The organism is Algoriphagus jejuensis (assembly GCF_039523455.1).
In the GTDB taxonomy this organism is placed as follows: domain Bacteria; phylum Bacteroidota; class Bacteroidia; order Cytophagales; family Cyclobacteriaceae; genus Algoriphagus; species Algoriphagus jejuensis.
The window spans coordinates 1-26635 of record NZ_BAAAFI010000040.1 but is presented as its reverse complement, the minus strand read 5'-3'; the positions used below and the strand labels follow the sequence as shown (position 1 = coordinate 26635).

The following is a 26635-nucleotide window of genomic DNA, read 5'->3' as shown; positions in this document are numbered from 1 at the left end:
TGGTTGGATCACCGGAAAATCGGCATTCTAACATTCCAAGTTAGGGCTGCTCACCAATCAATTCAGTGTAGCCAAGAGTTGATAGACTGCGATATCGAGGTATTCCGCATTCATTTGCTTCAGCCCGTAGGTGATGCCAGTCCCCACACCCATCCAGGAGATATCATTAGTCTTTGTGTCTTGAATCAAAAATATCACCTTACCCACCATACCGGTGTTTATTGTACCTTCCACAATACTCGAAGTGGGTATACTGGAGAAAGCGTTGCCGTTGTAGACGCGATTTCGAACCAGATCTCTGGTAACCACGACTGCTTGAATCAAAAAATCAGGATTCTCTGAGGACTCTTCGAAACCATACCTGAGCAATCCCTCTCGGAAAGCCATGGTGAGCTGTTCGTTTCTCTTGTCAGAATAACTATCTTCTACTACTTTGAAGGTTTGGTATTGTCCGAGTTTCTCATTGTTCGCAACAGCGTCCACGGTAACGGTTTCGGAGGTTTTGCAGGAGGAAAAAATAAAAAAAGCGACAGAAACCAAAATGAGATTTTTCATCCGTAGATAGATTTAATGGAACTGACTAAAAATACGAGAAAACTATAAAATAGTTTTCCGATAGCCAGCTTTCTCACCAAGGTATTCGAACGGAAGATCCGGCTAGTCCCAAACTTATATTCTCCATCAATTCAGCCAATTCTTTCGCTTGAGTTTTATGAAAATCATACATGACCCCGTGCCAAAACCGATCAACCTGGAATTATCGGTTCGCAAACCTCTTTCTTTACTATAAAGTCCTCCTGTCATGAAGGCCAAATCCAGTGAACCATTGAGCAAAAGGATTTTCTCAATGCCATGCTGTGCGTCAATCGTTGCCCAAAAATCACTTCCAGGCGACTCTTTGGTCGCATGCCAATAGGCTAAGCCTGCAACTAAGAGATTTTACGGATTTCCGATACAAGTTCATCTGATGAAATGCTCTGGTTTCTCCGGTAGTTCGGCTGGCTCCTATCCCACCCCGGACCATATTTCCAATCGCCCAAGAGCCCAGAATCATCATTCCTTGGAGGTTGTAATCCAAGCGGGTTTGGCCTGCGATGTGAGAAAGTAGAAAACAAGTAGAAACAGTCCGAAAGTGAAAGGAGCTTTTTTTCATTTTTGCACGACTGGTTTTCCAATGCGAAAGTTTTGTCAGACTTGATACGTCAAGTAAATCATCCTCAGCCCATAGAAGATCAAGGCCCCGCCCACTCCTTTGTTGAGCAAGCCCAAAATTTTTGGCGTGACAAACCGGCTGAGCTGCTTCGCGACGAAAGCTTTGGCCAGATCAGTGCACAACACCGTCAGCAAAATCCCCGAATAGTAGAAAAAGGTCTGGATACTTGTCCAGTCATCGCGAAGCGAAACCAAACTGGCGATGGAAATCCAGAAAAGCAGCACGAATGGATTGATGCCATTGATGCTAAATCCTTTGGCGAAAGCGTTTCGTCTTCTTGCAACCGGAGGATTGAGTGCTTTGGAATTGGCGTCCGGCTTCTGTCTTTTCATTAATGAACTGACGCCAAAACCGACTAAAATCGCGCCTCCGACGTATCCCAATACTTCTTCAAATAGCGTCGTGTTAGCCAAAAAGCTAATGCCAAAATAGGTCAAAAAGCCATATAGCGAATCACTGACGAAGATTCCCAAAGCCAATACCGCAGCATATCGGAAACCATGCTGCATGCTGCTGCTGATCAGGGCAAAAAAGACTGGCCCAATAAGCAGCGACAGCAACAGCCCCATGCTTATCCCCTCCAGCAAACTTTGACTCATTTTTCCAACTCTTTTTCTGCCAAGAAATCCTTCCAACTTTCTGCCTTCTCTCCTTTTAAAACACGCGGAAACTTGTTTTGTCCACCTTCCTTTCCCTGCGATCTCATCCAATCGTAAAAAGCTGCCGACGGAAGTACCGTGACTTTCACTTGTTTCAAGGCATGTCTTCGCTCTACCGCGTAGTCGTCGTTCAGCTTTTTCAGGTGCTCATCAATGGAGTTTTTAAGTTTTTTGATCGAAACTTCATCATCCGATCCGATGTACCAGTGGTGTGCAAACAGGTTTTTATGTGGCTCTCCCAAAACAGTAAATTCCTTCACCCGAATACTGAGTTCGCCAGAGGCCAATTCAATAGCCTTGTTCATATTGTCCACGGACAGATGTTCTCCACAAAGACTCAGAAAGTGCTTCGTGCGACCGGTGATGATGATTTCGGATTCTTCTTTAGACACAAAGCGAACGACGTCCCCGATCAGGTAGCGCCAGGCACCGGCGCAGGTGGAGATCAGCAGCGCATAGTCCCTACCCTCCTCCACTTCGTCGATTTTGAGCGTCTGGGCATTCTCTTTCACATTCCCCTCCTCGTCAAAGTTGGCTTCGGTGAAAGGTATGAATTCATGGAAAATCCCATTGTTCAGCACCAGCCGCATGGATTTTCGATTGGGCAGTGCCTGCAAGGCCAAGAATCCCTCTGATGCCAGATAGGTTTCGATGTAGATCAGCGGCTTGCCCAGCAGCCCTTCAAATCCTTTTTTGTAGGGTTCGAAGGATACTCCCCCGTGGACGAAAATCTGCAGATTCGGCCAAATCTCGTGGATGTGCTTGACCTGATATTTTTCAATGATCTTTTCAATCAGAATCTGCAACCATGCCGGCACACCAGCTATAATCCCGATATCCCAGTCTCTGGCCTTTTCCACGATTTGATCCAGCTTGTCACCCCAGTTTTTATTTCTGGCAATTTTCTTTCCAGGCTTATAAAATCGTTGCAACCAGATCGGCAGCTTCCCGGTAGTGATACCGCTCAGATCACCGGAGAAATAGGTTCCGTTGAACTCCAGATCCGTACTTCCTCCGAGCATCAGGATACCTTTGGTAAAAAGCGAAGCGGGTAAATCGTACTTGGAAAGGCTCAGAATCTGCCTCACCCCCGTGCGCCTGATGGCCTTCACCATGGAGTTGGTGATGGGGATGTATTTGGATGCCGACCCCGAAGTGCCGGAGCTCAGCGCAAAGTATTTGACCGCTCCCGGCCAGGTGACGTTTTTCTTGCCAGAGAGAAGCCTGTGCCAAAATTCGGCGTGGATTGAATCATAGTCATAGATTGGAACCTGGCTTTTGTAGGTCTCATAAAAAGTCCCATCACTCTCCCGAAACGTCTTCAGGATACCGTGAAAATCATACTTCCTACCGATCTCGGTGTCTTTGGCTTTGAGTAGAAGTTTCTTCAACTGATCCTTTTGTAGGTCAAGCGGACTGGAATACTCCTGTTCCAAACTCTCCCGAAGTCGGATCCCTTTTTTTAGCAAAGTGCTGATGATTGCCATATCTTTGTTTTAAGCTCAAAAAGCAAAAAGTGAAGTCTAAAATTATACAATGGACATCAAAGCCAACCTCCAAACAGTAAAAAAATCCTTTATCAACCCCGACTGTCAGCTCATTGCCGTGAGCAAAACCAAGCCCCTTCCAGACCTTCAGAAAGCTTATGCGGCTGGGATTCGGGATTTTGGTGAAAACAAAGTTCAGGAGATCCAGACCAAGCAGCCCGAGATGCCCGCCGACACCCGTTGGCACATGATTGGTCACCTGCAAAGCAACAAGATCAAATACATCGCGCCGTTTGTTCATTTGATTCACGGAGTAGATTCTTTTAAGCTCCTCAAGGAAATCAATAAGCAAGGCAAAAAGATCGACAGAACCATTCCGATATTGCTGCAGATGCACATCGCCGAGGAGGAAAGCAAGTTTGGCTTTGACGGAAGTGACTTGGAAGAAATGTTAGCTTCAGACGATTTCGCTGCTTTAAGCCATGTCCAGATAAAAGGACTGATGGGAATGGCGACTTTCACCGAGGATGTAGCCCAAATCCGCAAGGAATTCCGCTCGCTCAAAAGTCTCTTTGACTCCCTGAAAGCAAGAGATCTTCCAAGGTTTGTTCAGCTTCAAGAACTTTCCATGGGCATGAGCGGAGACTATAGGATAGCCCAGGAGGAAGGCAGCACGATGGTACGGATCGGTTCGGCGATATTTGGGGCAAGAAATTATTCTGAAACATGAAAGGAAAAACCATCATCATGATAGCCGGCCTTTCAGGCACGCTTGCGGTGGGTCTAGGTGCGTTTGGCGCTCACGGATTGGCGGAAATTCTAAACAATACAGGTCGAGTGGATACCTTTCAAACTGCCGTCGATTATCATTTTTACCATACGCTGGCATTGCTTTTTATTGGCCTTTTGGCACTGGTACGACCGAACTGGAAAAGCTTGCCGTTCACAGTCTGGAGTTTCATTGGAGGAATTCTGTTGTTTTCAGGATCACTTTACATTCTATCCTTAACCGGGCGAACTTGGTGGGGTGCTGTAACTCCTTTGGGGGGTGTCGGATTCATTATGGGCTGGTTGGGTTTGTTTTACGCCGCATTAAGAAATGACCAAATTTTACCCGACTAAGCTTCTTGTAAGTTTGCTGTTTCTTTTGTTTCTCAGGGAAGCAAACGCTCAAATTACCCGAGATCAATACATCAAACTGGAATCGGCTCTGGGAGAAACCAGCTTTTTCAGCGGGCATATGACTGGATTCATGCTGTATGATCTGGATTCGCAGCGGGTTTTGTTTGAGAAAAACTCCCAGATTCGATTTCTTCCAGCCTCTACTACAAAACTGTTCACCCTTTTCTCCGCACTTCTAATCCTCCAAGACAGCACCCAGACGCTGCGCTATGTGACGGATGGCGACACGTTGAGAATATGGGGAAGTGGTGATCCGAGCTGGAAATACATGGAATTTGCCCAACCGGATTTTACCCGGTTTCTTGCCCCGTTCAAGGCTGTCGTCTTTTCGGATGCGAATCAGCTCACACCGGTTTTCGGCTACGGCTGGCAGTGGGACGACTATTACTACGACTATGCGGCAGAGCGGACTTCCCTTCCGATCTATGGCAATTTGGTTCAGGTGAGAAAGATCGGTAGCCGAGCGCAAGTCTTTCCTGCAAGATTTCAAAGCACGGTTGCGACTACCTCCCGTCCGATCAAAGAACTGGAACGGGACTTCCACTCCAATACCTTTGAATACAATCCAACAACGTTCTTGGGAAAAGAGGAATTCATTCCCTTCCTCACTTCGCCGGAGCTTTTTACAGAATTTGCCAGCATGGAAACTGGGAAACCATGGATCTACCGTCCCGACCCTTTGCCTCTGGAAAACCAAAGCTGGAGGGGGGCTCCGCTTTTTCCCCTTCTGAAAGAAATGATGCTCGAAAGCGACAACTTCATCGCCGAGCAGCTGATGTTGATGGTTTCCGACCGCCTTTTTCAAAATCTGGACACCGAGCGCGCCATCGAATACATCCAAAAAACCTATTTCTTCGATCTGCCAGACCAACCAAACTGGGTAGACGGAAGTGGACTGAGCCGACACAATCTTTTTACACCCCGATCCATGGTGGCGCTTTTTGAAAGGCTGTATCGAATCCTTCCCGAGAATCAGCTTTACGAGATTTTGCCCACCGGAGGCAAGAGCGGTACACTGAAAAACAGCTACAGGGCAGCGCAGCCCTACATATTTGCCAAGACCGGCACAATGAGCAACAACCATAGCCTCGTCGGCCTGATCAAAACCAAAAGCGGCAAAACCTATTGCTTCGCCTTTATGAACTCCAACTACCCCTACACGGCCTCAGTTGTGCGACGGGAGATGGAAAAGGTCATGGTGATGGTGAGGGAGATGTTGTAAGTTTTTCCGAACAGCTAGGAGCCACTGCCAACTGCAGGTAAAAGATCAATCCCGAAACCCTTGCCATCTTCCGGCGCGGACGGATGGATAGTTATCGCGGCGAAGATTTTTTCAAAATTCTGTAAGGTTTGGCCAAGGCCTTAGTCTAAAGAAGAAAAAACACCATGAAAAAGTTGATACTTCTTTACCTCTGCCTCTTTGGCTTGACAGCGACGGTACAATCCCAAAACCTGGAAGTCCAAGTGACCGGTTCCGGCCCGAAAATCGTCCTCATCCCTGGCCTGGCTTCTTCAGGAAAAGTTTGGGATGAGACGGTCAGCCAACTTTCCAAAAGCTACGAGTGTCATGTCCTGACTTTGCCGGGATTTGCCAAAAACTCACCCATAGACTTAAGTGCGGGGTTCCTTTCAACAATGGAGGGGTTGGTCAGCTCCTACATTCAGCAGCAAAGCGAACCTGTAGTGCTCATCGGACATAGTTTGGGAGGTTTTCTTTCTCTCAAGCTTTCTCAAAGTCTTCCTGATCGAATCGATAAAGCCATCATAGTAGATTCCTATCCTTTTTACTCGGCAGCTTTCAATCCCGCAGCGACCGAAGAAAACATGGTAGAAATGGCGGATCAGATGAAAAAAATGATGCTTTCGCTAAGCCCCGAGCAATACCGGGAACAACAGCAAGCCACCATGCCGGTGATGACCAGCAACCCGGGAAAACTTCCCTTGGCTGTAGAATGGTCCATCGAAAGTGATCGAAATACCACGGCGGAGGCGATGTATGCGCTGATGACGACGGACCTGCGGGATGAATTGGAAGAGGTGGGAACGCCTATTTTGGTCCTGGGAGCTTGGTATTCGGGAAAAAACTACGGTATGACCGAAGCAAGCGTCAAAAAGAACTTTGAAGGCCAGTACCAGCTGGCCAAAAATATCCAAATTGAAATGGCTCCAACAGCCCACCACTTCATCATGTGGGACAATCCAGAATGGTTCATGGATCAGATAACGCAGTTTCTCAAATGAAAAACTCCAAAGAACTTCAGTTCGAAGGCTTGTATCAAAGTCACAAGGATAAAGTGTACCGACTTTGTCTGGGCTTTGTACGGGAAAAAGAACTTGCAAACGACCTCTTTCAGGAGATTCTGATCAAGATCTGGCGACACTTAGATACGTTCAAAGGCGAAAGCGAACTAAGCACCTGGATCTTCAGAATCGCCTATAACACCGCCCTGACTTTCGCAGCAAGGGAAAAGAAAAAAGAGGGAAACCAGACCGGACTTCCGGAAAACCTGGATCTGGCCGAACCTGAAAACTTTACGGAGTTGCAGGAAAGCCGAATTCAGAGGCTGTATGAAGCGATCAACGGGCTTCCGGAATTGGATCGAGTAATCGCCACGCTGCTTTTGGAAAACACCCCGTACAAGGCGATCGCCGAGATCAGCGGAATCTCGGAAAACTATGTGGCCGTCAAGGTCAATCGGATTAAAACAGTTTTAACCCAAAAACTCAATCCTCAACTCCATGGAAACTAACTTCAACGATATCCAACAACTTTGGCAAAGCCAAAAAGCAAGTGATTTTGATCTCTCCGGCCTAATCAAACAAATGAAAGCCAACGAGAAAAAACAAAAACTAGGTTGGATGCTAGGCTTGATTTGTACACCAATCACAATCTTGTTTTTGGCTTATGTGCTTCCTTTAAAAGACAGCCTACTTGGTATTTCAACCTTGGTATTAATTGCTTTTGGAATGGCCTGGGTGATATGGCTCAATAGCAAATCGCTCCTGAATTCAGTGGAAAATTCAGAATCCTACAGCCAGCGGAAATTTGTGGAAGATCAACTCCGCAAACTCAACCTTCGCAGCAAGATCATTCAAAAACATATGATCACCTATGGAATTATACTAGCCGTGGCAATCAATCTGGGTTATTTGGAGGTTCTCTCTCCGCTTTCCTTGGAGCTAAGACTTGCAGCGCATCTTGGGGCGACTTTATTTGTCTTTGGAATCATGTGGTTTACCCTGAGAAAAAAGAGGAAAACCTTTGAACTTGAATCCAGACCCATAATCAGACAATTGGAAAAATTATTGGCTGAATTGGAAAAATAAACATAACCCTGTCATTTGGCAGGGTTTTTACTTTCTACCCCTCGGAAAAAGGAATTATTTTCACGCCAAATCCCAGCAACATGAACAAGCGCACCTTTCTAAAATCATTCGGGTTATTGGCCACGACTGCACCTTTTTTGGGTTTTGAGATGAAGAATCAAGCCTCAGAGGCCGCACTCCTGCCCAAAGCGATCAAGAAAGGAGACACCATCGGGATCGTCTCCCCTTCAGCCGCTTCTGCAGATCGCATGGAATTCACCTATGCGAAAGAGGCCATGGAGGCTTTGGGATTCAGGGTAAAGCTGGGCGAAAACCTCAGGAATCGTTTTGGCCATCTTGCCGGAACCGACGAAGAACGCGCCGGAGACCTAAATGCCATGTTTGGCGATCCAGAGGTAAAGATGATTGTCTGCATCCGTGGAGGTTCGGGTGCGGCGAGAATCCTCCCCCTTCTCGACTATGAGTTGATCAAGAAAAACCCAAAGCCGCTTCAGGGCTACTCCGATATCACGGCGCTCCACTCGGCGATTCAGAGTCAAACGGGACTGAACACCTTCCATGGACCAAATGGTTCGGGCAGCTGGAACAGCTTCAATGTAAAGCAGTTTGAAAAGGTCTTTTTCGGCACCGAACCGATCGTCTTCAAAAACGAAACCAGCAAAGGAGATGAGCTCGTCGCCAAGGCAAACCGCATCCAAACGCTCACTGGTGGCAAGGCTAAAGGAAAGATTCTCGGAGGGAACCTAACTGTATTGACTTCTTTATCAGGAACGCCATACTACCCTGAATTTCAGGATGCTCTTTTATTCATAGAAGACATTGGCGAGGATCCCTACAAGATCGACCGAATGATGAGTACGCTAAAGCTGAACGGCACTTTGGACAAGATCAAAGGTTTTGTCTTCGGGCAATGCTCGGACTGCTCGCCCGGTGGAGGATATGGGGCATTCACGGTCGATCAAATCATGGATCACTACGTCCTACCCCTTAAAATCCCAGCTTATACCGGCGCGATGATCGGACACGTGTCCCGCCAGTTTATCATCCCCGTCGGTGCGGAAGTTGAGTTGGATGCAGACTTGGGAACGATCACGGTGACCCAGAAGCTTTTTCAATCCTAAAAAAAGATGTCTTTTCTTATCTCGATTTTTCAACTCTCTCTAACGATTCTCGCCATGTCAGAACATTCATTACAAAATCAGAAGCCACTCACCTACCTCGCCCTTGGCGACAGTTATACGATTGGAGAGGGTGTTGCGGAAAAAGACCGCTACCCCGTTCAGCTTGTTCGAGCTTTAAATTCAATGGGTAATGACACTTGGTCAGATCCACAGATCATCGCCAAAACCGGATGGACGGTGGACGAACTCCAAGCGGGTATCGATGGCTCGGAAACCAATCCACAGGGATATGACTTGGTCACCTTACTCATAGGTGTCAATAACCAATATCGCGGCCGGTCGGTAGCCGAGTTTGAGAAGGAGTTTGAGGCTCTGCTGACTCGGGCGATCGGATTCGCGCGGGGTAAAAAGGATCATGTGGTCGTAGTATCCATTCCCGATTGGGGCGTCACTCCTTTTGCACTAAACAAAGGATCAGATCAGAAAAAAGTAGCCGTGGAGATCGATGCTTACAATGCCGCGAAAAAAGCGGTGTGTAGCCAATTGGGCGTAGCCTTCGTTGAGATCACAGCGGACTATCGGGCGATTGGATTTCAACCTGAAATGGTCGTCGAGGACGAACTCCACCCTTCAGGCTTGGTCTATTCACGCTGGACGCAAAAGCTTTTAACCCAAGTTCAAGAAATCAAATTTTGATATGAAAATCCTACTTTCCGTACTCGCTGTACTTCTGATGGCACAAACCTGCGAAAAACAAGGTTCTGGAAAAGCCGAGGCAAACACTGAAACGTGGTGGGTCAATTCCGCCAAAGTCGATTGCACCGGTGCCGGTCCCATGACCTGTATGCAGATCCAAAAAGGTGAATCCATAGAGGAAGGCGAATGGAAACTGTTTTACGACCAAATCTCGGGTTTTGAGTACGAGCCAGGCTTCATCTACCAGCTCGAAGTTGAAGTCAGCAAGAAAGAAGAACCTATTCCGGCCGATGCTTCTTCGTTGTCATACAAACTTGTAAAACAGATCAGTAAGAACCCCGATCCGAAATTGGCCCTGACCAACATCTGGAAACTCCTACATGTGGGCTCGATCAAAGATCCAAAGTCAGCAAAAGGTGAGGCGTTGGTCTTTGAGATCAACGGTTCCCAAAGCTCTTACTTTGGGGAAACAGGCTGTAATTCCATCCGCGGCGGGTTCTTTCTAGAAGGTGAAAATAGGATTCGATTCGGCCAAGGGGCGGCGACTATGATGGCCTGCCCGGATATGACGGTGGAAAGCGAGGTCAAGAAAGTAATGGAGCTGATTCGCAGTTTCGAGATCGAAAACAATGTGCTCTATCTCCGGGATGAAAAAGGACAAGCCTTGATGAGCTTGAGGGCGGTGGATTGAGACGGTGCCAGCCTGTACCTATTCCCCGTCTTTATAAAAATGTATTGGCGGGGAATTTTTATTTCCGCCCTGCCGTTTTCCCTTTTCCCGACTTTTCGGGACATAGGATCTTTTCAAACCAATTTACTACCACATGGATTTAAAACTCAAGGGCAAGAAAGCCCTAATCAGCGGTTCTACCGCAGGAATCGGATATGCGATCGCTTCACGTTTTTTGGCCGAAGGTGCCAGCGTCGTCATCAACGGCCGGAGTCAGGGAAGCGTCGACCAGGCTATCGCTGAGCTGAAAGCTAGCTATCCCAATGCCGACATCGCCGGCGTAGCTGCTGATCTTGCCAAAGCCGATGAGGTCAACAAGCTTCTTTCCCAAGTGCCCGAAGTCGACATCCTAATCAACAATACGGGGATCTTTGAGCCCAAAACCTTTGCCGATATTCCCGACGAAGACTGGCTCCGCTTCTTTGAGATCAATGTGCTAAGCGGCATCCGACTCGCCCGCCACTATTTCCCAAAGATGCTGGCGAAAAACTGGGGCCGAGTTATCTTCGTCTCCAGCGAATCAGGCGTATTCATACCCGAAGAAATGATCCACTACGGCATGACTAAAACCGCCCAGATTGCCGTAAGCCGAGGTTTGGCCGAGATGACAAAAGGCACAGCCGTGACCGTCAATTCCATCCTACCGGGCCCAACCAAATCCAAGGGAGTAAGTCAATATATCGAAGAGCTGGCTGTTGTGGAAAAGAAAAGCACCGCTGAAGTGGAGCGGGAGTTTTTCAAAGACATGCGTCCTACCTCACTGATTCAGCGATTTGCCGAGGTGGAGGAAGTAGCTGATACCGTCGTGTATTACTCCAGCCCACTCGCCTCTGCCACCAATGGCGCTTCAATTCGGGTAGAGGGCGGATTGGTCAAGTCGATTTTGTAAATTCACAAAACGAGTTGTAGGTATCGACTGGCGCTGCTCCATGTTCGGTCAGTTTTGCAGACCAAGTAAGCAGCGTCATCAGCACTCTCCATACATCAAGACTTCACCAAAACCCAGAATCCTATGGATGCAGCCACCCAAACCATGATCGACAATCTCCACAAAAACACAGGGAAATCCCTGGACGAGTGGATCAAAATCGTCAACGCCGAGAAGCTCCAAAAACACGGAGAAATCCTGAAGTTCCTAAAGGAAAATCACGGCTTCACACACGGGTTTGCAAATCTGGTGGCGCATAAGGCGCTCAAATCCGATGCGGGTTCTGCCGATGATCAGGATGAGTTGGTGAAAAAGCAGTATGTGGGCAAAGAGTCGTTTTGGCCTATTTATGAAAAAATTAGAACCGAAATTGCGAGCCTGGGGAAAGACGTTGAGTTTGTACCTAAGAACACTTATGTGAGCGTCAAGCGCAAGAAACAGTTTGCTATGCTGGTGCCCGCTACCAAGACCCGATACGAGGTCGGCATCAATCTCAAAGGCCATCCAGCCGAGGGAATCTTGGAATTGGAAAGCAAGTCAAACGCCATGTGCAGCCACAAAGTAGTCGTCAACCACGAGGAGCAAATAACCCCCGAATTGATCGACTGGCTCCAGAGAGCCTACGATGCCGCAGGATAATATCTATTTTCCTCCTACATGAAAAAGGGCCGTCCTGTACAAATTCAGGGCTGCCCTTTTTTCTTTTTGGCTATCTTCAAATATGCCCTAAACCTTGTTTCATGAACAGCTCCAAATATTCCGCGATTTTTCCAGCCCTCTTCCTTGCACTTGCCAGCATCTCGCCCCAGAGGCTGAGCGCCCAAATCACCGAAGACACGTATCACCGCGCAGAGTATTTCCTGCTCAATTCCATCCAAAAGGAAGTCTATCATCTCGAAGTAATCCCTTCCTGGACTCAGGAAAGCCGGGCATTTGTCCACTCGACCTACACCGCTGAGGGGAAGCGCTTCTTCAAGACCGACACGGAGGCATTGACGACGATCCCCGCCTTTGACCACTCAAAACTTGCCAAACTCCTCGAGGACAAAAGCGGTGAAAAGATAGACCCCCGCGAGCTCCCCATCGAGCGCGTATCCCTGAGCAACGGCTCCAAAGTCACTTTTGTGTGGAGAAGCCACAACTGGGTATGGAATACCAAAAATGATTCGCTGGAGTCACTCCCGATGTCGGATCGGAACGAGATGGAATCCTTTTCTCCCGACAAAAAATGGATGGCCTACTCCAAAAACTATAACCTCTACGTGAAAAACCTGTCCACCGGAGAGGAGACTCAGGTGAGTTTTGATGGAAAAAAGGGCTTCGAATACGCCTCCTACTACGGATGGAGCGATCTCATGAGCGGTGAAAATGGCGAAAGGCCTCCCCACTTTACCGTCAACTGGTCGCCCGACTCCAAAAAGATCTATACCCAGATCGTGGATCTGCGCCTAGCGGAAAAGATGTACCTGCTGGACTTCAGCAAGGATGAAAAATTCCGCCCCGAACTGCTCTCCTACTATCGTGGGTCTCCTGGAGACAGTACCGTGGTCATGTATATTCCGGTGGTTTTTGATCTGGAGAAAAAAACAGAGCAAAAGCTGCCAGCACTCGCCTCTCCCCATTTCATCGGTATCAGCCTCCGCTGGTCGGAGGATAGCAAAAAACTCAATGGCTTTCATTTCCCAAGAGGTTTCAAGGAGTTCCTGCTCCTTGAGATGAATACCGAAACGTTTGACATACGCCAGATATACTCCGAGTCCGCCCCCACCCACATCAACCGGGAGCATGCCTTCCGAAGATTGGAAGATGGAACGTTCATCATCAGCTCCGAAAAATCCGGCTGGAACCAACTTTACCTTCACGACTGGGTCACGGGTGCGGAACTCCACCCCATCACTACGGGCGAGTTTGTGGTCAATAGACTGAGTTATTTGGACGAAGAAAACGGCCTGCTCTACTTCGAGGCTTCCGGCAAAGAAGCAGGCGAAAACCCTTATTTCAACCACCTCTACCGCGTCAATCTCGACGGCTCTGACCTACAGTTGCTGACTCCCGAAAATGCCTTCCACGAAGTTTACATTTCACCTGACGGGAAATTTGCCGTGGACAACTTCTCCGCCGCCAACCAGCCTACCCAATCCGTCCTGATCGACCTGAAAAGCGGCGAACGAATCCACCAAATATCCAAGGCTGACATCAGCAACCTGTCGAGACGCGGCTACAAACTGCCAGTTCCCTTTACCGCAACTGCCAAAGACGGCAAGACAGAGATCCACGGCGTATATTTTCTCCCCACTACTTTTGATACGAAAAAGAAATACCCTGTCATCGACTACACCTATACTGGCCCGCATACCTCCACTGCGCCAAAAACATTTAAATCGGCGATCCTTGGCCATCAGCAGGCAACCGCAGAGATCGGGTTTGTCGTGGTGACGGTGGACGGACTTGGGGGAGCTGGCAGATCCAAGGCCTTCTCCGACGTGTCCTACAACAATCTCGGTGACGGCACCACAGACCATGTCTTGGCGATCACACAGCTGGCGGAAAAGGTGAAATTCCTGGACATCAACCGGGTTGGGATCTTCGGACACTCTGCCGGAGGATACGATGCAGGACGGGCCATGCTTTTGCACCCCGACTTCTACAAAGTCGGCGTGGCCTCAGCTGGAGACCATGATTTCCGGATGGAAAAAGCCTGGTGGCCGGAGATGTACATGGGTTACCCCATCGGCGACTACTACCACGAGCAATCCAACATCACCAATGCCGCCAATCTAAAAGGACATTTGCTCCTGGCTCATGGTGGAATAGACGAAAACGTGAACCCTTCGGCTACCTTCAAGCTGGCCGAAAATCTCATCAAAGCCGGAAAGGACTTTGACCTCTTTATATGGCCGAGCCGCAACCACAGCTTTGGCCGCCCTCCGGGAGATTACTTCACCAAAAAGCGCTGGGACTATTTCATCGAGCACCTTATGGGAGAAAAGCCGATAAGGCATTATCAGCTGCAGTTGGAGGACTAGAAACAGCTAAAAACGAATCACATTCGTTTGCTGGCATTCAAAAGGGTGATCCCCACTACTTCACCACCTTCATATCTTATGATAAGATCATCCTTCGTCATTTCAGAGTCATCGGAAATCGCATTTTCTTTGAAGTGGACGTATAGCACGTCCGACTGCTCGTCATAGCTAGTCCACAGAAATTTATGCTTTAGAAAATAGGGCAAAACCGCCTTGATGTCCTTATAGTCTATCGTCTCCATAGCAGTTTTTTATTTTTTAGCCGATCCAATTTTGATATCAAAAACGAGGTAATTAGAAACCCCTCGTCTCGAGTTGATTCTCGGTAAACAACAACAATGAGCTTCCCGAAGTTGCTTAAATAATCTCTTACAGCAATTTTTTCTTTACTATTTCCTTCAAACACAAAATCTGGCAGCTGCAAGGTCTCTAACACTTCCTTCTTATAATTAAGCATTTCTGGATGTCCCAATGCCACATGCTCCCATCTTTCATCTGGCACACGAATAGGCACTTGATCGATTGACAGCACAGTTTGCATCCTCTTAAAATAACAATTTCTCACATCTTAGTGACCATCTCTCTAACACAGCTTAAAAACAGAGTTCTAACTTCATTCTATCCGACACCCAGCATCCCGCTTCCAACAATTTCACCTCAAAATTTGCATTCTTTCATCGCCCGGTTATCTTTGCCAACCTGAATGGAAAACAACAATAGAAATATTGGATTTTTAGCAAATGCACAGCACGCCTACATGCTGCATCACTTCCATCATTCCTCCTGAGGAAGACTTTTACATACCCCATCCGGTGATGCTGATGACAGGGATTCGGCCATCCACCAAAATTTTACTGAAACCAAAACTTTCCAAGCGTAACTTGTCCCCATGGAACAAATCATCCGCATTGCCGTGCAGAAAAGCGGCAGACTATCCGATGACTCACTCAGCCTAATCAAAGAGTGCGGCATCAAATTTTACAACGGTACGGGCAAACTCAAGTCCACCTCGACCAATTTTCCTGCTGAGTTTCTGTTCCTCCGCGACGACGATATCCCCGGCTATGTCGCTGACGGCGTCGCTGATCTGGGCATCGTCGGCCAAAACGAACTCGTCGAAAAAGACAAAGACGTCGATACACTCAAGAAGCTTGGCTTCTCCAAATGCCGTCTTTCCCTCGCCGTTCCGAAAGGTCAGGACTACTCCGGCATCGGGTATTTCGAAGGAAAAAACATCGCCACTTCCTATCCGAAAATTCTCGGCGACTACTTGAAGACCCAAAAGATCAACGCCGAAATCCACGAAATCAGCGGTTCGGTAGAGATTGCTCCCAGCATCGGATTGGCCGAAGGCATCTTTGACATCGTCAGCTCAGGCTCTACCCTCATGATGAACGGCCTCAAAGAAGTCGAAGAAGTCTTCAAATCCGAGGCAGTTTTGATCGGCAACAAAAATCTGGCAGATTGGAAGAAGGTCATCCTGGACAAGTTGCTCTTTAGAATCAACGCCGTCCAAACAGGCAAAAGCAACAAGTACGTGCTGATGAATGCACCCAACGATTCGATACAGCGCATCATCGAGCTCATCCCCGGCATGAGAAGCCCTACCATCCTACCCTTGGCGCAAGAGGGCTGGTCTTCCATCCACTCCGTGCTGAGTGAAGATCAGTTTTGGGAAAACATCGAAGAACTCCGCGCCGCCGGTGCAGAGGGCATCTTGGTGGTTCCAATCGAAAAAATGGTTATTTAATCTTAGTCAACAGTCAACGGTCGACAGTCAGCAGCAAATCGTCAAGGCCAAAATTTGGTGGCACTTCCGTCTTCGGTCTTCTGCCTTCTGTCTTCTGTCGTTCCACCAAAATCGCCTTCGGACAATCTTAATTTTCAACATCCTATGCAACTCTTGGTCAACCCATCGCCCGAAAAGTGTAAAAAAAACCTGGCCCGTCCAGTCCATAAAACCAAGCAGATCAACAAGATCGTCAAGCCTATCCTGAAAAAGGTGGAGAAAAGCGGTGACAAGGCACTTAAGAAATTTGCCCAGGAATACGATCATGTGCAACTCGACACCCTGCTGGTGACCGAACAGGAAATCACTGCCGCCAAAGAACTGGTAAGCAAGGAGCTGAAAGCCGCCATTGCCGTGGCCAAATCAAATGTGGAGCGCTTCCACGCTGCCCAAGCCACTCCGGACTTGGTCGAAGAAGTCATGCCGGGAGTGGTTTGCCGGAGAAAAAGTGTCCCCATCCAGCGCGTCGGCCTGTACATTCCGGGAGGTACCGCTCCGCTTTTTAGCACGGTGCTGATGCTGGGTATCCCCGCGCAGCTGGCCGGTTGCCAAGAAATCGTCCTCTGCACGCCCCCAAACCGTGAGGGAAAAATCCATCCCGCGATCCTCTTTACCGCCGATCTGATTGGCATCAGCAAGATTGTAAAAGTGGGAGGAGCGCAGGCTATTGCCGCGTTGACCTTCGGTACGGAAAGCGTGCCCCAAGTCGACAAGATCTTTGGCCCGGGCAACCAATACGTCACCGCAGCGAAGCAGTTGGTGACCAAGTACGGCGTAGCGATCGACATGCCTGCCGGGCCCTCGGAAGTCTTGGTGTATGCCGATGAGTCCGCGGTTCCCGCATTTGTCGCGGCGGATTTGCTTTCGCAGGCTGAGCATGGCATCGACTCCCAGGTCGTCTTGGTGACTCCTTCGGAGAAATTTGCCAAGAAGGTCTTGAAAGAAATCAATGAACAGCTGGAGACGCTACCGCGAAAGGACATCGCTTACAAGGCGCTTTCCAATTCCACTGCCGTGGTGATGGAAGATCAGGAAAAAGCGATCTCGCTGATCAACCAATACGCTCCCGAGCACCTGATCATCGCCGTGGAAAATGAAGACGAGGTCGTCGACAAGATCGTCAATGCAGGTTCGGTTTTCATCGGAAATTATACTCCGGAATCCGCAGGAGATTATGCCAGTGGCACCAACCATACCCTGCCGACCTATGGCTACGCCCGCAACTACAGTGGCGTGTCCCTGGATTCTTTTGTCAAAAAGATCACCTATCAAAAGATCAGTCCGGAAGGTTTGAAAACCTTGGGTCCGATCGTGGAGGTGATGGCCGAAAATGAGTTGCTTCACGCGCACAAGAACGCCGTCACTATCCGTCTTAACTACCTGAAAGGCAAAAAGAAATGAGCTTCGACCTGAATTCACTTTTGCGGCCACACATCGCAAAACTTCAACCCTATACTTCAGCTCGGGACGAATACACCGGCAAGGAAGGTGTGTTCTTAGACGCCAATGAAAACCCATTTGGCTCGATCACCGAGCAGGATTTCAACCGCTATCCAGACCCCTACCAGAGCGCTTTGAAGGCTGAGATCGCCAAGATCAAGGCCGTACGTCCGACCCAGATCTTCTTGGGAAATGGCTCCGACGAAGCAATCGATCTGCTTTATAGAGCCTTTTGCAATCCGGGCAAAGACAACGTGATCCTCCTGCCTCCCACTTACGGGATGTACGAGGTCAGCGCCAATATCAACGACGTGGAGATCCGCAAAGTCGCCCTGACGGAGGACTTCCAGCTTCAGCCCGAAAAGATCCTGGCAGCGGCCGACGCCAAGTCCAAGATCCTCTTCATCTGCTCGCCCAACAACCCTTCGGCCAACAAGGCCAAGCGTGAGGATGTGCTATTCCTGCTGAAGAACTTCAAAGGTCTGGTCGTGGTCGACGAGGCCTACATTGACTTCAGCGACGAGCCAAGCTTCACGACCGAGCTGGACAATTATCCCAACCTGCTCGTGATGCAAACCTTCTCCAAAGCTTGGGGCCTAGCCTCTTTGCGTCTCGGGATGGCTTTTGCCAGTGAGGAAATCATACGCATCCTCAACAAGATCAAGCCGCCCTACAACATCTCGGGGCTTACCCAAGACACCGTCTTGGCGGCAATCACGGATAAGGAAAAGGTGGATCGCATGATCCGGGAGATCCTCGACGAGCGGGATTTCCTGCAGGCGGAATTGGAAAAGTTGCCTTTCGTGCAAAAGATCCATCCTTCCCATGCGAACTTCCTTTTGGTGAAAATGCCTAACGCCACGCAAGTCTATGACGACCTGATCGAAGAAAAAGTGATCGTGCGAAACCGCGCCAAAGTCCTGCTTTGCGAGGACTGCCTACGGATCACCGTCGGGACGAGGGGAGAAAACGAAGCGTTTTTGTCGGCACTTTCCAAAGTCAATTCTCAAATCGAATCCTCCAGGCACTAAAACAGAGGTTGGGTAAAACCAAATCCTGAAAATCAGCCCGTAAATCATAAATCCAAAATCGTACATGAAAAAGAAAGTTCTATTCATAGATCGTGACGGCACCATCATCAAGGAGCCACCTACAGATTTTCAGGTAGACAGCCTGGAAAAGCTCGAATTTCTCCCCAAAGCCATCTCCAACCTTCGCAAGATCGCGGAGGAGACCGACTACGAATTGGTCATGGTGACCAATCAAGACGGCTTGGGTACGGATTCTTTTCCCGAAAAGGACTTCTGGCCAGCGCAATACAAGATGCTGAAAACCCTGGAGCAGGAAAATATCTTCTTCAAGGCGATTCATGTGGACAAGACTTTTGAGCATGAAAATGCGCCAACCCGCAAGCCTCGCACGGGCTTGCTTACCCAATACTTTTCCGAAGAATACGACCTGGCTAATTCCTATGTAATCGGCGACCGCCTGACCGACGTTCAGCTGGCGAAAAACCTCGGTTCCAAAGCCATCTTCATCGGGGAGGCCAACCCTGATTCGGCACTTTCTACGACAGACTGGGATGAGATCTACGACTTTCTCAAAATGCCGCCTCGCGCTGCGGAGGTAAGCCGTAAGACTTCCGAAACGGACATTTACATCAAGTTGAACCTGGATGGAAGTGGAAACTGCAAGATCTCTACAGGTCTGCATTTCTTTGACCACATGCTGGAGCAACTCGGGAAGCATGGTAGCACGGACTTGGAGATTCAGGTCAAAGGCGACCTCCACATCGACGAGCACCATACCATTGAAGACACGGCTTTGGCTTTGGGCGAAGCTTATTTGAAGGCTTTGGGCGACAAAAAAGGAATCTATCGCTATGGCTTTTTACTGGCCATGGACGATTCCCTGGCTCAGGTGGCAATCGACTTTGGTGGAAGACCTTGGCTGGTTTGGGATGCGGACTTCAAGCGTGAAAAAGTTGGTGATATGCCTACAGAGCTGTTTTACCACTTCTTCAAGTCCTTTTCCGACACCGCCAAGTGCAACCTCAATATCAAAGTAGAAGGTGACAACGAGCACCACAAGATCGAGGCAACTTTCAAAGGACTTGCCCGCGCGATCAAGATGGCCGTGATGCGTGATCCCCGTAACATCAACCAGCTTCCAAGTACCAAAGGAGTGCTTTAAATTTCGTCAACGGTCGACAAACGACAGTCCACAGCCGAGCAAAATGAGATTATGAATATGATTAGTAAGACAGATTTATCCTCTATTGTTTAAAGAATGGAAAAAGTTAACCTAAACGAGAAATTCGGACTTTTCAGCGAGCACTGGACACCAAAAATCGTCGGCGAACTCAACGGCCAGCACGTCAAATTGGCTAAGCTTCAGGGCGAGTTTGTATGGCATAAACACGATGCTGAGGACGAGCTTTTCTTTGTTGTAAAGGGCACTCTTTCTATGGAATTCAGGGACAAGACGGTGACCATCGAAGAGAATGAGTTTTTGATTGTTCCGAAGGGAGTCGAACATCGGCCTGTGGCGACAGAGGAAGTCTGGGTCATGCTCTTTGAGCCAGCCAGCACCCTGAATACGGGTGACGCTGAATCAGAACTGACCAAAACGAAGCTGGATCGAATCTGAAAATGCCCTAAAAATAAGATCGATTTGTAAAACTGCCGGAGCTAAACCTCCGGCAGTTTTTTTTTGAAAAAGAGAGTTGAAAAGCCCGCTCTTCGGAATCTGCAATTCCGAAGTTGTATCTCAGGATTTGTAATCCGAAAGATTCTGCCCTAGGATTGCAAATCCCGAGGAACGACGGAGTCAACGATTAAATCCTCTCCCAATCCCCCTCCCCCCTTTGATGTTGAGCAGGATTTCAAAATGACTTGGAGTCGAAATGGGAATTCTATCCAAAATACCTCCACCTGAGCTTAGCTTGAAACCGCCTCCTGACCTCCCAGAATTTTTAACCCTTCCCCTTTACAATCCGGTTGTATTTTTGTTTATTTCGTTATGAAACGATTTTTAAATATTTCTACGATCATCTCATGCACGTTTTTGCTGCTCTCCTGCTCAGCCGATCCCGCACAGATCGAGGCTATGTATAGGGATGGGAAATACGAACGGGCCATTCAGGCTATCAATCGACGCTTGTTTATTCACGTCAATGAGGTAAAATCCTTACACATACGAGCCCGCTGCTATGAAGAGTTGGGAGACTTCGATAAAGCCTTGGATGACTTCAACCGCATACGCGACATCGATCCCAACTATGCACAAGCGTATGCTGCAATCGGGAAGATCCTCTTCGAAAGGGAGTTTTACCAAGATGCAGAATTATATATCCTGAAGGCAGCAAGTCTGGAACCGGAGGACTTTGAGATCGTTTACCTCACCGGTCGTTCTCAGTTGATGGTCAAAAACTGGGACAGAGCTGAGATTTTTCTCAAGCAAGCGGAAAAGATGAATCCGGAATTTGCTCCGGTCTACTACTATACCGGCATGGCCCGTGCAAGCCGCGGAGATATTTATGGCGCAGCGGCTTCTTTCAACACCTATCTCAAAAAAGAACCGGACAACCTCGCCGCCCGCTATAACCGTGGCTTTGCTATGTTGAAGATCGGTTACCTGCCCTGGGCCTTGGAGGACTTTGAGTTCGTGTTAAAAAATCAGCCCAATCATATCGAAGCCTTGGCCAGAAAAGGAATCTGCCTCGCTAAGATGGGAAATCCGGAAGGCTGCCAGCTAATCCAAGAAGCAGCCAAAAAGGGCAGTGACTATGCAGATAGTCACTTGGAGGAGTATTGTTTGTGAAGGAAATAAGCTCGTCTAGCCATCTGTCATGTCGACGATCGAAGTAGACTCAGCTAGGTAGAGGTCATCACGACGATAGGAGAAAACTCCCTGCGTAGAAATGCCAGACGACTTCATAGAAACCAGCCTTGCGATTGCGCAAATCGCGGAGAGCTCAGCATCTCAACCTACATTCTCCAAAAGCCTCTCCCTCAAGGCCTCTCTATAATTTGGAATCGCCTTTTCCGACAACGCCAAAAACAGGTAGGGCTCGATCAACTCCAACTCCATCAAATGGAAAACGCCACCAATCTCCACCCCATCTACCCGGGCATAAAGCGTTTTTGAGCCAAATTCATTGACTAGCTTTTGACAGGAATCCAACATCGCAACGCTGGGCTGAATCTCTTGGATAGTACCTCCAAAATAGTGCTGTACCCGAAAATCCGACTTAGCCGGAGTTTTCAAGACTGCGTGTGAAAACTTTTTATTGAAAAAAATCAGGGAATATTCCCCCACCTCAGCGACCTCTGACACAAAGGGCTGTACCAAAAAATCCTCAAATTGCATGAACTGAGTGACTTTCCCTTCAAAGTCCACCCATTTTTCCACTGGAATCTTATGCGTGTTTTTTGCTCCGCCGCTGACCAAAGGTTTGACCACGATCGTGCCACTTTTGACTTTTTCCGCTATCTCTAATATGTCGGGCTTACTTCCTTTTTTCAAGATCATTCCGGAAACTACCGGAAAACCTTTGGCTTCAATTTCAAGAAGATACTCCTTGCTCGAGTTCCAGACGACGGTATCCAAATCATTCCAAACTGGAATTCCCAACGCCCTGATTTTCTTAATCCAATCCAAAAATTCGGGATAATAATCAAAATAGTCCCAGGGGGATTTGATCAACAAATAGCTGTAACCTGTCCAATCAACGGAGGAATCTGACCATACCCGAATTTCGTGCGCAATTCCCAATTCGGTCAGGATCGAGGACAAGATTTTGTCTTCATCTACAGTATTGGAATCATAGGCTCCGACGGACAAATAGCTGACGATGGCAACTTGATGTGGCATGGATGTTTTTTATGCAAAACTAGCTTTTAAGCAAAATTCACAATTGCCATTCTTCAAAAATCCGCCCGAAACCTTACTTTTGACCTTTGATAGCAATATGGCCAACCGGAAACTCGTCATCATCCCCACCTACAATGAGCTGGAAAACATCGGCGATATGGTGCAATCGGTGATGGAACTCAGAGGGGATTTTGAACTTTTGGTCATAGATGACGGCTCTCCCGACGGTACCGCAGCGATCGTCAAATCCCTTCAAGCTAATTATCCTGATCGACTTCACCTGTTGGAGCGAAAAGGAAAATCCGGGCTAGGAACAGCCTACATCGCCGGGTTTAAATGGGCACTCGAGCGTCCCTATGACTTCATCTTTGAGATGGACTGCGATTTTTCCCACAATCCAAAAGATCTCATTCACCTCTACGACGCAGTAAAGGAGAGAGATTTTGACTTAGCCATCGGTTCCCGCTACATCACTGGCGTCAACGTGGTCAATTGGCCAATGGGTCGTGTCTTGATGTCCTATTTCGCAAGTGTATACGTCAAGTTCGTCACCGGACTTCCAGTCAAAGACGCGACGGCTGGCTTTAAATGCTATCATCGAAGCGTACTCGAAGGGATCAAATTGGATGAAATCAAATTTATCGGCTATGCATTCCAGATTGAGATGAAGTTTACCACTTGGAAGCTTGGATTCAAAGTCAAAGAAGTCCCGATCATATTCACCGACCGTACCAAAGGCACTTCCAAGATGAGTTCGAAAATCTTCAAAGAGGCCGTTTTGGGCGTGATTTGGATGAAAATCAAAAGTATATTTTCCCCCTACAAACTCAATCAAAGCGGATCGATTTAATCGGATCAACCCTCGAAATCACCATCACCGGAATCCATAAGACCAGCGAGGTCAACAATGCTATACCGATATTCAGCGCCACAAACACAGGCCAATTCCACTCAATCGGCACATAGCTCATGTAGTAACTCGCCGCGTCGAGCGGAACCAATCTGAATTGATATTGCAAAAATCCGATTCCCAGACCGATCAGATTACCCAAGACCAAGCCCCTTCCAAGGATTTTCATTCCGTTCCAAAAGAATATTTTTCGAATCTGCGAGTTTCTCGCTCCCATCGCTTTCAGTAATCCAATCATCTGCGTGCGCTCCATAATCAGGATAAAAAGGATGGCACCCATGTTAAAAATTGCGACAAAACCGATGAGGGACACGAAAACAATCACGTTGGTATCCAGCAGGGTCAGCCAGTCAAAAATCTCCAAAAACCTCTTCCGACTATCTACAAGCTTTAGGTCAAGATCCAGTTCATCTTCGATCAGGGGAAAATAGTTCTCTGTTTTCTTGGGATTATCTACGAAAATCTCCAGCCCGCCGACCTGATCCACTGTCCAGCCATTCAGGTTTCGAATCGTCTGAAGCTCGCCCACCACGATCTTTTCGTCAAAGTTTTCGAGGTAAGTTTCGAAGATTCCCACGACCTCTACCCTCCTGAATCGGGGAGGGTTTTGGACAAAGTACATCGTGACCTTATCCCCTACCTCCAGAGTCAGCTTGTTGGCGATCAGGCTACTGAGCATCACCTCGTTGCTCACTCCAGAATCAGGCAAATGAATCATCCTCCCCTCGACGAGGTATTGCGCAAAAGCCAAGGTATCAAAGTCTTTCCCCACGCCCTTCATGAGAATCCCTTCTACTTCTTCGTCACCCTTGAGCAGTGCCGCTTTGTGGGCAAAAGTCTGCGTCCGTGTCAGAAAAGGAAGTTTTTCGGTGTTTTGGGAAAATTCGGAATTGAGCGAAAAAGGAACCTCTTCGAAGGCATTGCTCATCTGAAAACGCTGAACCTGATAGTGCCCTGTGAATCCGAAAACCCGCTCCGAAACCGTATCCTGAAAACCGCCCAGCACCATAAACGCGAGGATCGAAACCCCAAGGCCCAAAGCCAGACTCCCTACCGCAATCCGGTGGATGGTGCCAGAAAAACCTCCGGCCTGCTTGAAACTGATTCTTTTGGCAATGAAATAGGAAAGGTTCAAGGGCTTGTATTAATTTGGCTCGAAATCCCCGCAAAATAGCATGAAGCAAACGAAAAATTCATTCCTGATTTACTTTTTGGCGTTTTCACTTGGCCTTTGCACGGAGCATTTGGCACTAGCACAGCAGACTATTCTCACCGGGGCCGAGCGTGCGGATCTCTACCTTCCTTTGCTAGAGGGGAAAAAGGTCGGTTTCGTCGGCAACCAAACCAGCATCCTGCCCCAGTCGGCCAACCAACATGTGGTGGATTTTCTGCTTGAGAAAGGCATCGCGGTGAAAAAGGTCTTTGTGCCCGAGCATGGCTTTCGTGGCACGGCCGATGCGGGCGAAAAGGTGGACAACAGCGTAGATCAAAAGACCGGTTTGCCGATCGTATCGCTTTATGGCAACAACAAGAAACCGAGCGCTGCCCAGATTGCCGATCTCGATGTCGTGATCTTCGACCTTCAGGACGTAGGCACGCGCTTTTTTACCTACATCAGCACCATGCACTACGTGATGGAGGCCTGTGCCGAGCAAGGGAAAAAGGTCATCATATTTGACCGTCCCAACCCCAATGGAGGCTATATCGACGGGCCGATGTTAAAGCCCGGCTTCGAATCTTTCGTGGGCATGCACAACATCCCCATCGTTCATGGCCTGACTGTAGGCGAACTGGCCCAGATGATCAATGGTGAAAAATGGCTTAAAGGAGGCCTCAGCGTAGACTTGGAAGTCATTCCCGCCACCAACTGGAACCACGCCGATCCCTATGCCCTCCCGGTAAAACCATCTCCAAACCTCCCCACAGACTTGGCTATCAAACTCTATCCAAGTACCTGCCTCTTTGAGGGCACGGTGGTGTCGCTTGGTCGAGGCACTTATTTTCCTTTCCAGGTTTATGGCTACCCTGATCCCAAGTTTGGCGACTTCACCTTCACCCCCGTCAGCATAGACGGCATGTCCAAGACTCCTCCGCTTCAGGACAAGCTCTGCTACGGTGTGGATCTCAGAGGGGAAGCTATGGATCATCACTTCACCTTGAGCTATCTTCTGGATGCGTACACAAAGTCAGGCATGAAGGAGAAGTTTTTCAACAACTACTTCAACACCCTAGTGGGCACCGATGAACTGAAAAAGCAGATCCTGGCCGGAAAGACCGAATCCGAAATCCGCGAAAGCTGGAAAGCCGGACTGGATGGGTACAAGGTGATGCGGGAGAAGTATTTGATTTATGAGTGAAGGAGGATTTGGGATTCGAGGTTTGAGATTTGAGATTGGCAAAGCCTGATGTTGAGGTTCCCGCTCTTCGCTGTTCTTCGGAATTTGCAATTCCGAAGCGTTACAACAGAAAGAATTTATACTAAGTATGAAATGTGGAAGTCAAATCTGCTTCCTATTACATTTTCAATGCAATCAGCAATTTTCATATTCACACTAATTTCAATATCCTTTCAGGCATTTTCACAAGAATTGGAATGCTCCTGTGACAAAGCTGAGATCGCTGAAGAAAACCATTACGAATGTGATTACCAACGTTTTCAGAATGGCTCCCGCCTGTATTGGCAATGGAACTGTGATTCTGCTTGGCTGACTTTGAAAACAATGAAAAAGTGGTTTTGAAATCCTGCGAAAATGAAACAGTTTACGGATGCGAAAGGACAGGACTTGGTTTTCTAAAAGAGTATCCAAACTACCTCTTGTTTCAATACAAATGGATTAGTGGTTGTTGCGCTTCGCCAGACATCATATTCATCAGCAAAGAGTCAGGAAAGGAAATAAACAGAATTTCACAGGATCAATTTGTTTGGGGCGACCTAGAAAAGAACTATTTACTTTACTTTTCCGATAGCAGTTTCACTTCTCTGGCGCTTTTGAATCATTCGACAGAAAAGATTTACAGTTTGGAATTTCATGTCAATCAAATCGACAATTCCATTAGAGAAAATCAAGTTCTACAATTGACTGACTTGTTCAAAAACATCCAAAAAACCGATAGAGCGTTAACATTTGAATTTCTTTCCGAACAAGGGAGGCTAGAACAAAAGAGAATTGTGAGCATTCCCCCAAAAACGGGACAGTAAATTAAGTTATGATTAACCCCTTAAATTTACTGTGATGACCACACGAAGAAAAT

At 48.0% G+C, this 26635-nt stretch carries 29 protein-coding genes and 1 pseudogene; 21 read left to right on the top strand and 9 right to left on the bottom strand.

What is annotated here, in order from left to right:
* Positions 1 to 57: 57 nt before the first annotated feature.
* The 5 genes and pseudogenes from ABD031_RS15940 to ABD031_RS15925 all read right to left on the bottom strand — a co-directional run bounded on the left by ABD031_RS15940 (position 58) and on the right by ABD031_RS15925 (position 3359).
* Positions 58 to 555, bottom strand: coding sequence for a DUF4136 domain-containing protein (locus ABD031_RS15940; RefSeq protein WP_343853233.1), 498 nt, complete (start codon positions 553 to 555; stop codon positions 58 to 60).
* 126 nt (positions 556 to 681) lie between these two features.
* Positions 682 to 879, bottom strand: a pseudogene (locus tag ABD031_RS22410) (DUF6992 family protein); the annotation flags it as partial.
* Position 880: 1 nt separating this feature from the next.
* A complete protein-coding gene (locus tag ABD031_RS15935) occupies positions 881 to 1153 on the bottom strand; it encodes a DUF6992 family protein (RefSeq protein ID WP_343853231.1) in 273 nt (90 codons plus the stop codon).
* A 35-nt stretch (positions 1154 to 1188) separates the two neighbouring features.
* On the bottom strand, positions 1189 to 1812 hold the full coding sequence (locus ABD031_RS15930; protein WP_343853229.1) for a LysE family translocator: 624 nt from the start codon (positions 1810 to 1812) through the stop codon (positions 1189 to 1191).
* A complete protein-coding gene (locus ABD031_RS15925; protein WP_343853227.1) occupies positions 1809 to 3359 on the bottom strand; it encodes a GH3 family acyl-acid amido synthetase in 1551 nt (516 codons plus the stop codon). The genes ABD031_RS15930 and ABD031_RS15925 overlap by 4 nt, the downstream gene beginning before the upstream one ends.
* Before the next feature lie 49 nt (positions 3360 to 3408).
* Here ABD031_RS15925 and ABD031_RS15920 point away from each other — a divergent pair, with 49 nt between their 5' ends.
* The 12 genes from ABD031_RS15920 (at position 3409) to ABD031_RS15865 (ending at position 14369) form a co-directional block, all read left to right on the top strand.
* The gene (locus ABD031_RS15920) at positions 3409 to 4089 is read left to right on the top strand and encodes a YggS family pyridoxal phosphate-dependent enzyme (protein ID WP_343853225.1); all 681 of its coding nucleotides are present in this window, start codon (positions 3409 to 3411) and stop codon (positions 4087 to 4089) included.
* A complete protein-coding gene (locus tag ABD031_RS15915; protein ID WP_343853223.1) occupies positions 4086 to 4481 on the top strand; it encodes a DUF423 domain-containing protein in 396 nt (131 codons plus the stop codon). Before ABD031_RS15920 ends, ABD031_RS15915 begins: the two co-directional genes overlap by 4 nt.
* The gene (locus tag ABD031_RS15910; protein ID WP_343853221.1) at positions 4459 to 5763 is read left to right on the top strand and encodes a D-alanyl-D-alanine carboxypeptidase/D-alanyl-D-alanine-endopeptidase; all 1305 of its coding nucleotides are present in this window, start codon (positions 4459 to 4461) and stop codon (positions 5761 to 5763) included. Before ABD031_RS15915 ends, ABD031_RS15910 begins: the two co-directional genes overlap by 23 nt.
* A gap of 164 nt (positions 5764 to 5927) precedes the next feature.
* Positions 5928 to 6782: an alpha/beta fold hydrolase gene (locus tag ABD031_RS15905; protein ID WP_343853219.1), complete on the top strand. Its 855-nt coding sequence runs from the start codon at positions 5928 to 5930 to the stop codon at positions 6780 to 6782.
* Positions 6779 to 7291 carry an RNA polymerase sigma factor gene (locus ABD031_RS15900; RefSeq protein ID WP_343853217.1) on the top strand — a complete coding sequence of 171 codons (513 nt, stop codon included), beginning with the start codon at positions 6779 to 6781 and terminating at the stop codon, positions 7289 to 7291. The genes ABD031_RS15905 and ABD031_RS15900 overlap by 4 nt, the downstream gene beginning before the upstream one ends.
* Complete coding sequence (locus ABD031_RS15895) at positions 7281 to 7868, top strand: hypothetical protein (protein WP_343853215.1); 588 nt, start codon at positions 7281 to 7283, stop codon at positions 7866 to 7868. Before ABD031_RS15900 ends, ABD031_RS15895 begins: the two co-directional genes overlap by 11 nt.
* 80 nt (positions 7869 to 7948) lie before the next feature.
* Complete coding sequence (locus tag ABD031_RS15890; protein ID WP_343853213.1) at positions 7949 to 8989, top strand: S66 peptidase family protein; 1041 nt, start codon at positions 7949 to 7951, stop codon at positions 8987 to 8989.
* Between the two features lie 6 nt (positions 8990 to 8995).
* Entirely contained in the window at positions 8996 to 9685 is a 690-nt protein-coding gene (locus tag ABD031_RS15885; protein ID WP_343853211.1) for an SGNH/GDSL hydrolase family protein, read from the top strand.
* A gap of 1 nt (position 9686) precedes the next feature.
* Positions 9687 to 10376, top strand: coding sequence for a DUF4377 domain-containing protein (locus tag ABD031_RS15880; protein ID WP_343853209.1), 690 nt, complete (start codon positions 9687 to 9689; stop codon positions 10374 to 10376).
* 133 nt (positions 10377 to 10509) lie between these two features.
* Positions 10510 to 11304, top strand: coding sequence for an SDR family NAD(P)-dependent oxidoreductase (locus ABD031_RS15875; RefSeq protein WP_343853207.1), 795 nt, complete (start codon positions 10510 to 10512; stop codon positions 11302 to 11304).
* A 123-nt stretch (positions 11305 to 11427) separates the two neighbouring features.
* The gene (locus tag ABD031_RS15870) at positions 11428 to 11982 is read left to right on the top strand and encodes a DUF4287 domain-containing protein (RefSeq protein WP_343853205.1); all 555 of its coding nucleotides are present in this window, start codon (positions 11428 to 11430) and stop codon (positions 11980 to 11982) included.
* Between the two features lie 101 nt (positions 11983 to 12083).
* Entirely contained in the window at positions 12084 to 14369 is a 2286-nt protein-coding gene (locus tag ABD031_RS15865; RefSeq protein WP_343853203.1) for a S9 family peptidase, read from the top strand.
* Between the two features lie 17 nt (positions 14370 to 14386).
* Here the strand turns inward: ABD031_RS15865 and ABD031_RS15860 are convergent, their stop codons facing one another.
* Positions 14387 to 14611 carry a DUF2283 domain-containing protein gene (locus ABD031_RS15860; protein WP_343853201.1) on the bottom strand — a complete coding sequence of 75 codons (225 nt, stop codon included), beginning with the start codon at positions 14609 to 14611 and terminating at the stop codon, positions 14387 to 14389.
* Positions 14599 to 14910, bottom strand: coding sequence for a PBECR2 nuclease fold domain-containing protein (locus ABD031_RS15855; protein ID WP_343853199.1), 312 nt, complete (start codon positions 14908 to 14910; stop codon positions 14599 to 14601). The genes ABD031_RS15860 and ABD031_RS15855 overlap by 13 nt, the downstream gene beginning before the upstream one ends.
* Before the next feature lie 348 nt (positions 14911 to 15258).
* Between ABD031_RS15855 and hisG the strand changes: the two genes are divergently transcribed.
* From hisG to ABD031_RS15825, 6 genes are all read left to right on the top strand, one after another.
* Entirely contained in the window at positions 15259 to 16119 is an 861-nt protein-coding gene (gene hisG, locus ABD031_RS15850; RefSeq protein WP_343853197.1) for an ATP phosphoribosyltransferase, read from the top strand.
* A 144-nt stretch (positions 16120 to 16263) separates the two neighbouring features.
* A complete protein-coding gene (gene hisD, locus ABD031_RS15845) occupies positions 16264 to 17559 on the top strand; it encodes a histidinol dehydrogenase (protein ID WP_343853195.1) in 1296 nt (431 codons plus the stop codon).
* A complete protein-coding gene (hisC, locus tag ABD031_RS15840) occupies positions 17556 to 18629 on the top strand; it encodes a histidinol-phosphate transaminase (RefSeq protein WP_343853193.1) in 1074 nt (357 codons plus the stop codon). Before hisD ends, hisC begins: the two co-directional genes overlap by 4 nt.
* A gap of 64 nt (positions 18630 to 18693) precedes the next feature.
* Positions 18694 to 19791, top strand: a complete 1098-nt coding sequence (gene hisB, locus ABD031_RS15835) for a bifunctional histidinol-phosphatase/imidazoleglycerol-phosphate dehydratase HisB (RefSeq protein WP_343853192.1) — start codon at positions 18694 to 18696, stop codon at positions 19789 to 19791.
* A gap of 96 nt (positions 19792 to 19887) precedes the next feature.
* Entirely contained in the window at positions 19888 to 20247 is a 360-nt protein-coding gene (locus ABD031_RS15830) for a cupin domain-containing protein (protein ID WP_343853189.1), read from the top strand.
* Between the two features lie 372 nt (positions 20248 to 20619).
* Positions 20620 to 21420: a tetratricopeptide repeat protein gene (locus ABD031_RS15825; RefSeq protein WP_343853187.1), complete on the top strand. Its 801-nt coding sequence runs from the start codon at positions 20620 to 20622 to the stop codon at positions 21418 to 21420.
* Between the two features lie 162 nt (positions 21421 to 21582).
* Here the strand turns inward: ABD031_RS15825 and ABD031_RS15820 are convergent, their stop codons facing one another.
* The gene (locus ABD031_RS15820; RefSeq protein ID WP_343853185.1) at positions 21583 to 22473 is read right to left on the bottom strand and encodes an ATP-grasp domain-containing protein; all 891 of its coding nucleotides are present in this window, start codon (positions 22471 to 22473) and stop codon (positions 21583 to 21585) included.
* A 97-nt stretch (positions 22474 to 22570) separates the two neighbouring features.
* On the opposite strand from ABD031_RS15820, the gene ABD031_RS15815 reads away from it, so the two are divergent.
* Positions 22571 to 23323, top strand: a complete 753-nt coding sequence (locus ABD031_RS15815) for a polyprenol monophosphomannose synthase (RefSeq protein ID WP_343853313.1) — start codon at positions 22571 to 22573, stop codon at positions 23321 to 23323.
* Here the strand turns inward: ABD031_RS15815 and ABD031_RS15810 are convergent.
* Positions 23301 to 24518: an ABC transporter permease gene (locus ABD031_RS15810; RefSeq protein WP_343853182.1), complete on the bottom strand. Its 1218-nt coding sequence runs from the start codon at positions 24516 to 24518 to the stop codon at positions 23301 to 23303. The two genes, ABD031_RS15815 and ABD031_RS15810, sit on opposite strands and share 23 nt — an antisense overlap.
* 40 nt (positions 24519 to 24558) lie before the next feature.
* Between ABD031_RS15810 and ABD031_RS15805 the strand changes: the two genes are divergently transcribed.
* Together ABD031_RS15805 and ABD031_RS15800 are read left to right on the top strand one after the other, a co-directional pair.
* Complete coding sequence (locus tag ABD031_RS15805; protein ID WP_343853180.1) at positions 24559 to 25740, top strand: exo-beta-N-acetylmuramidase NamZ family protein; 1182 nt, start codon at positions 24559 to 24561, stop codon at positions 25738 to 25740.
* A gap of 344 nt (positions 25741 to 26084) precedes the next feature.
* The gene (locus ABD031_RS15800) at positions 26085 to 26582 is read left to right on the top strand and encodes a hypothetical protein (RefSeq protein ID WP_343853178.1); all 498 of its coding nucleotides are present in this window, start codon (positions 26085 to 26087) and stop codon (positions 26580 to 26582) included.
* The last annotated feature ends 53 nt before the right edge of the window (positions 26583 to 26635 follow it).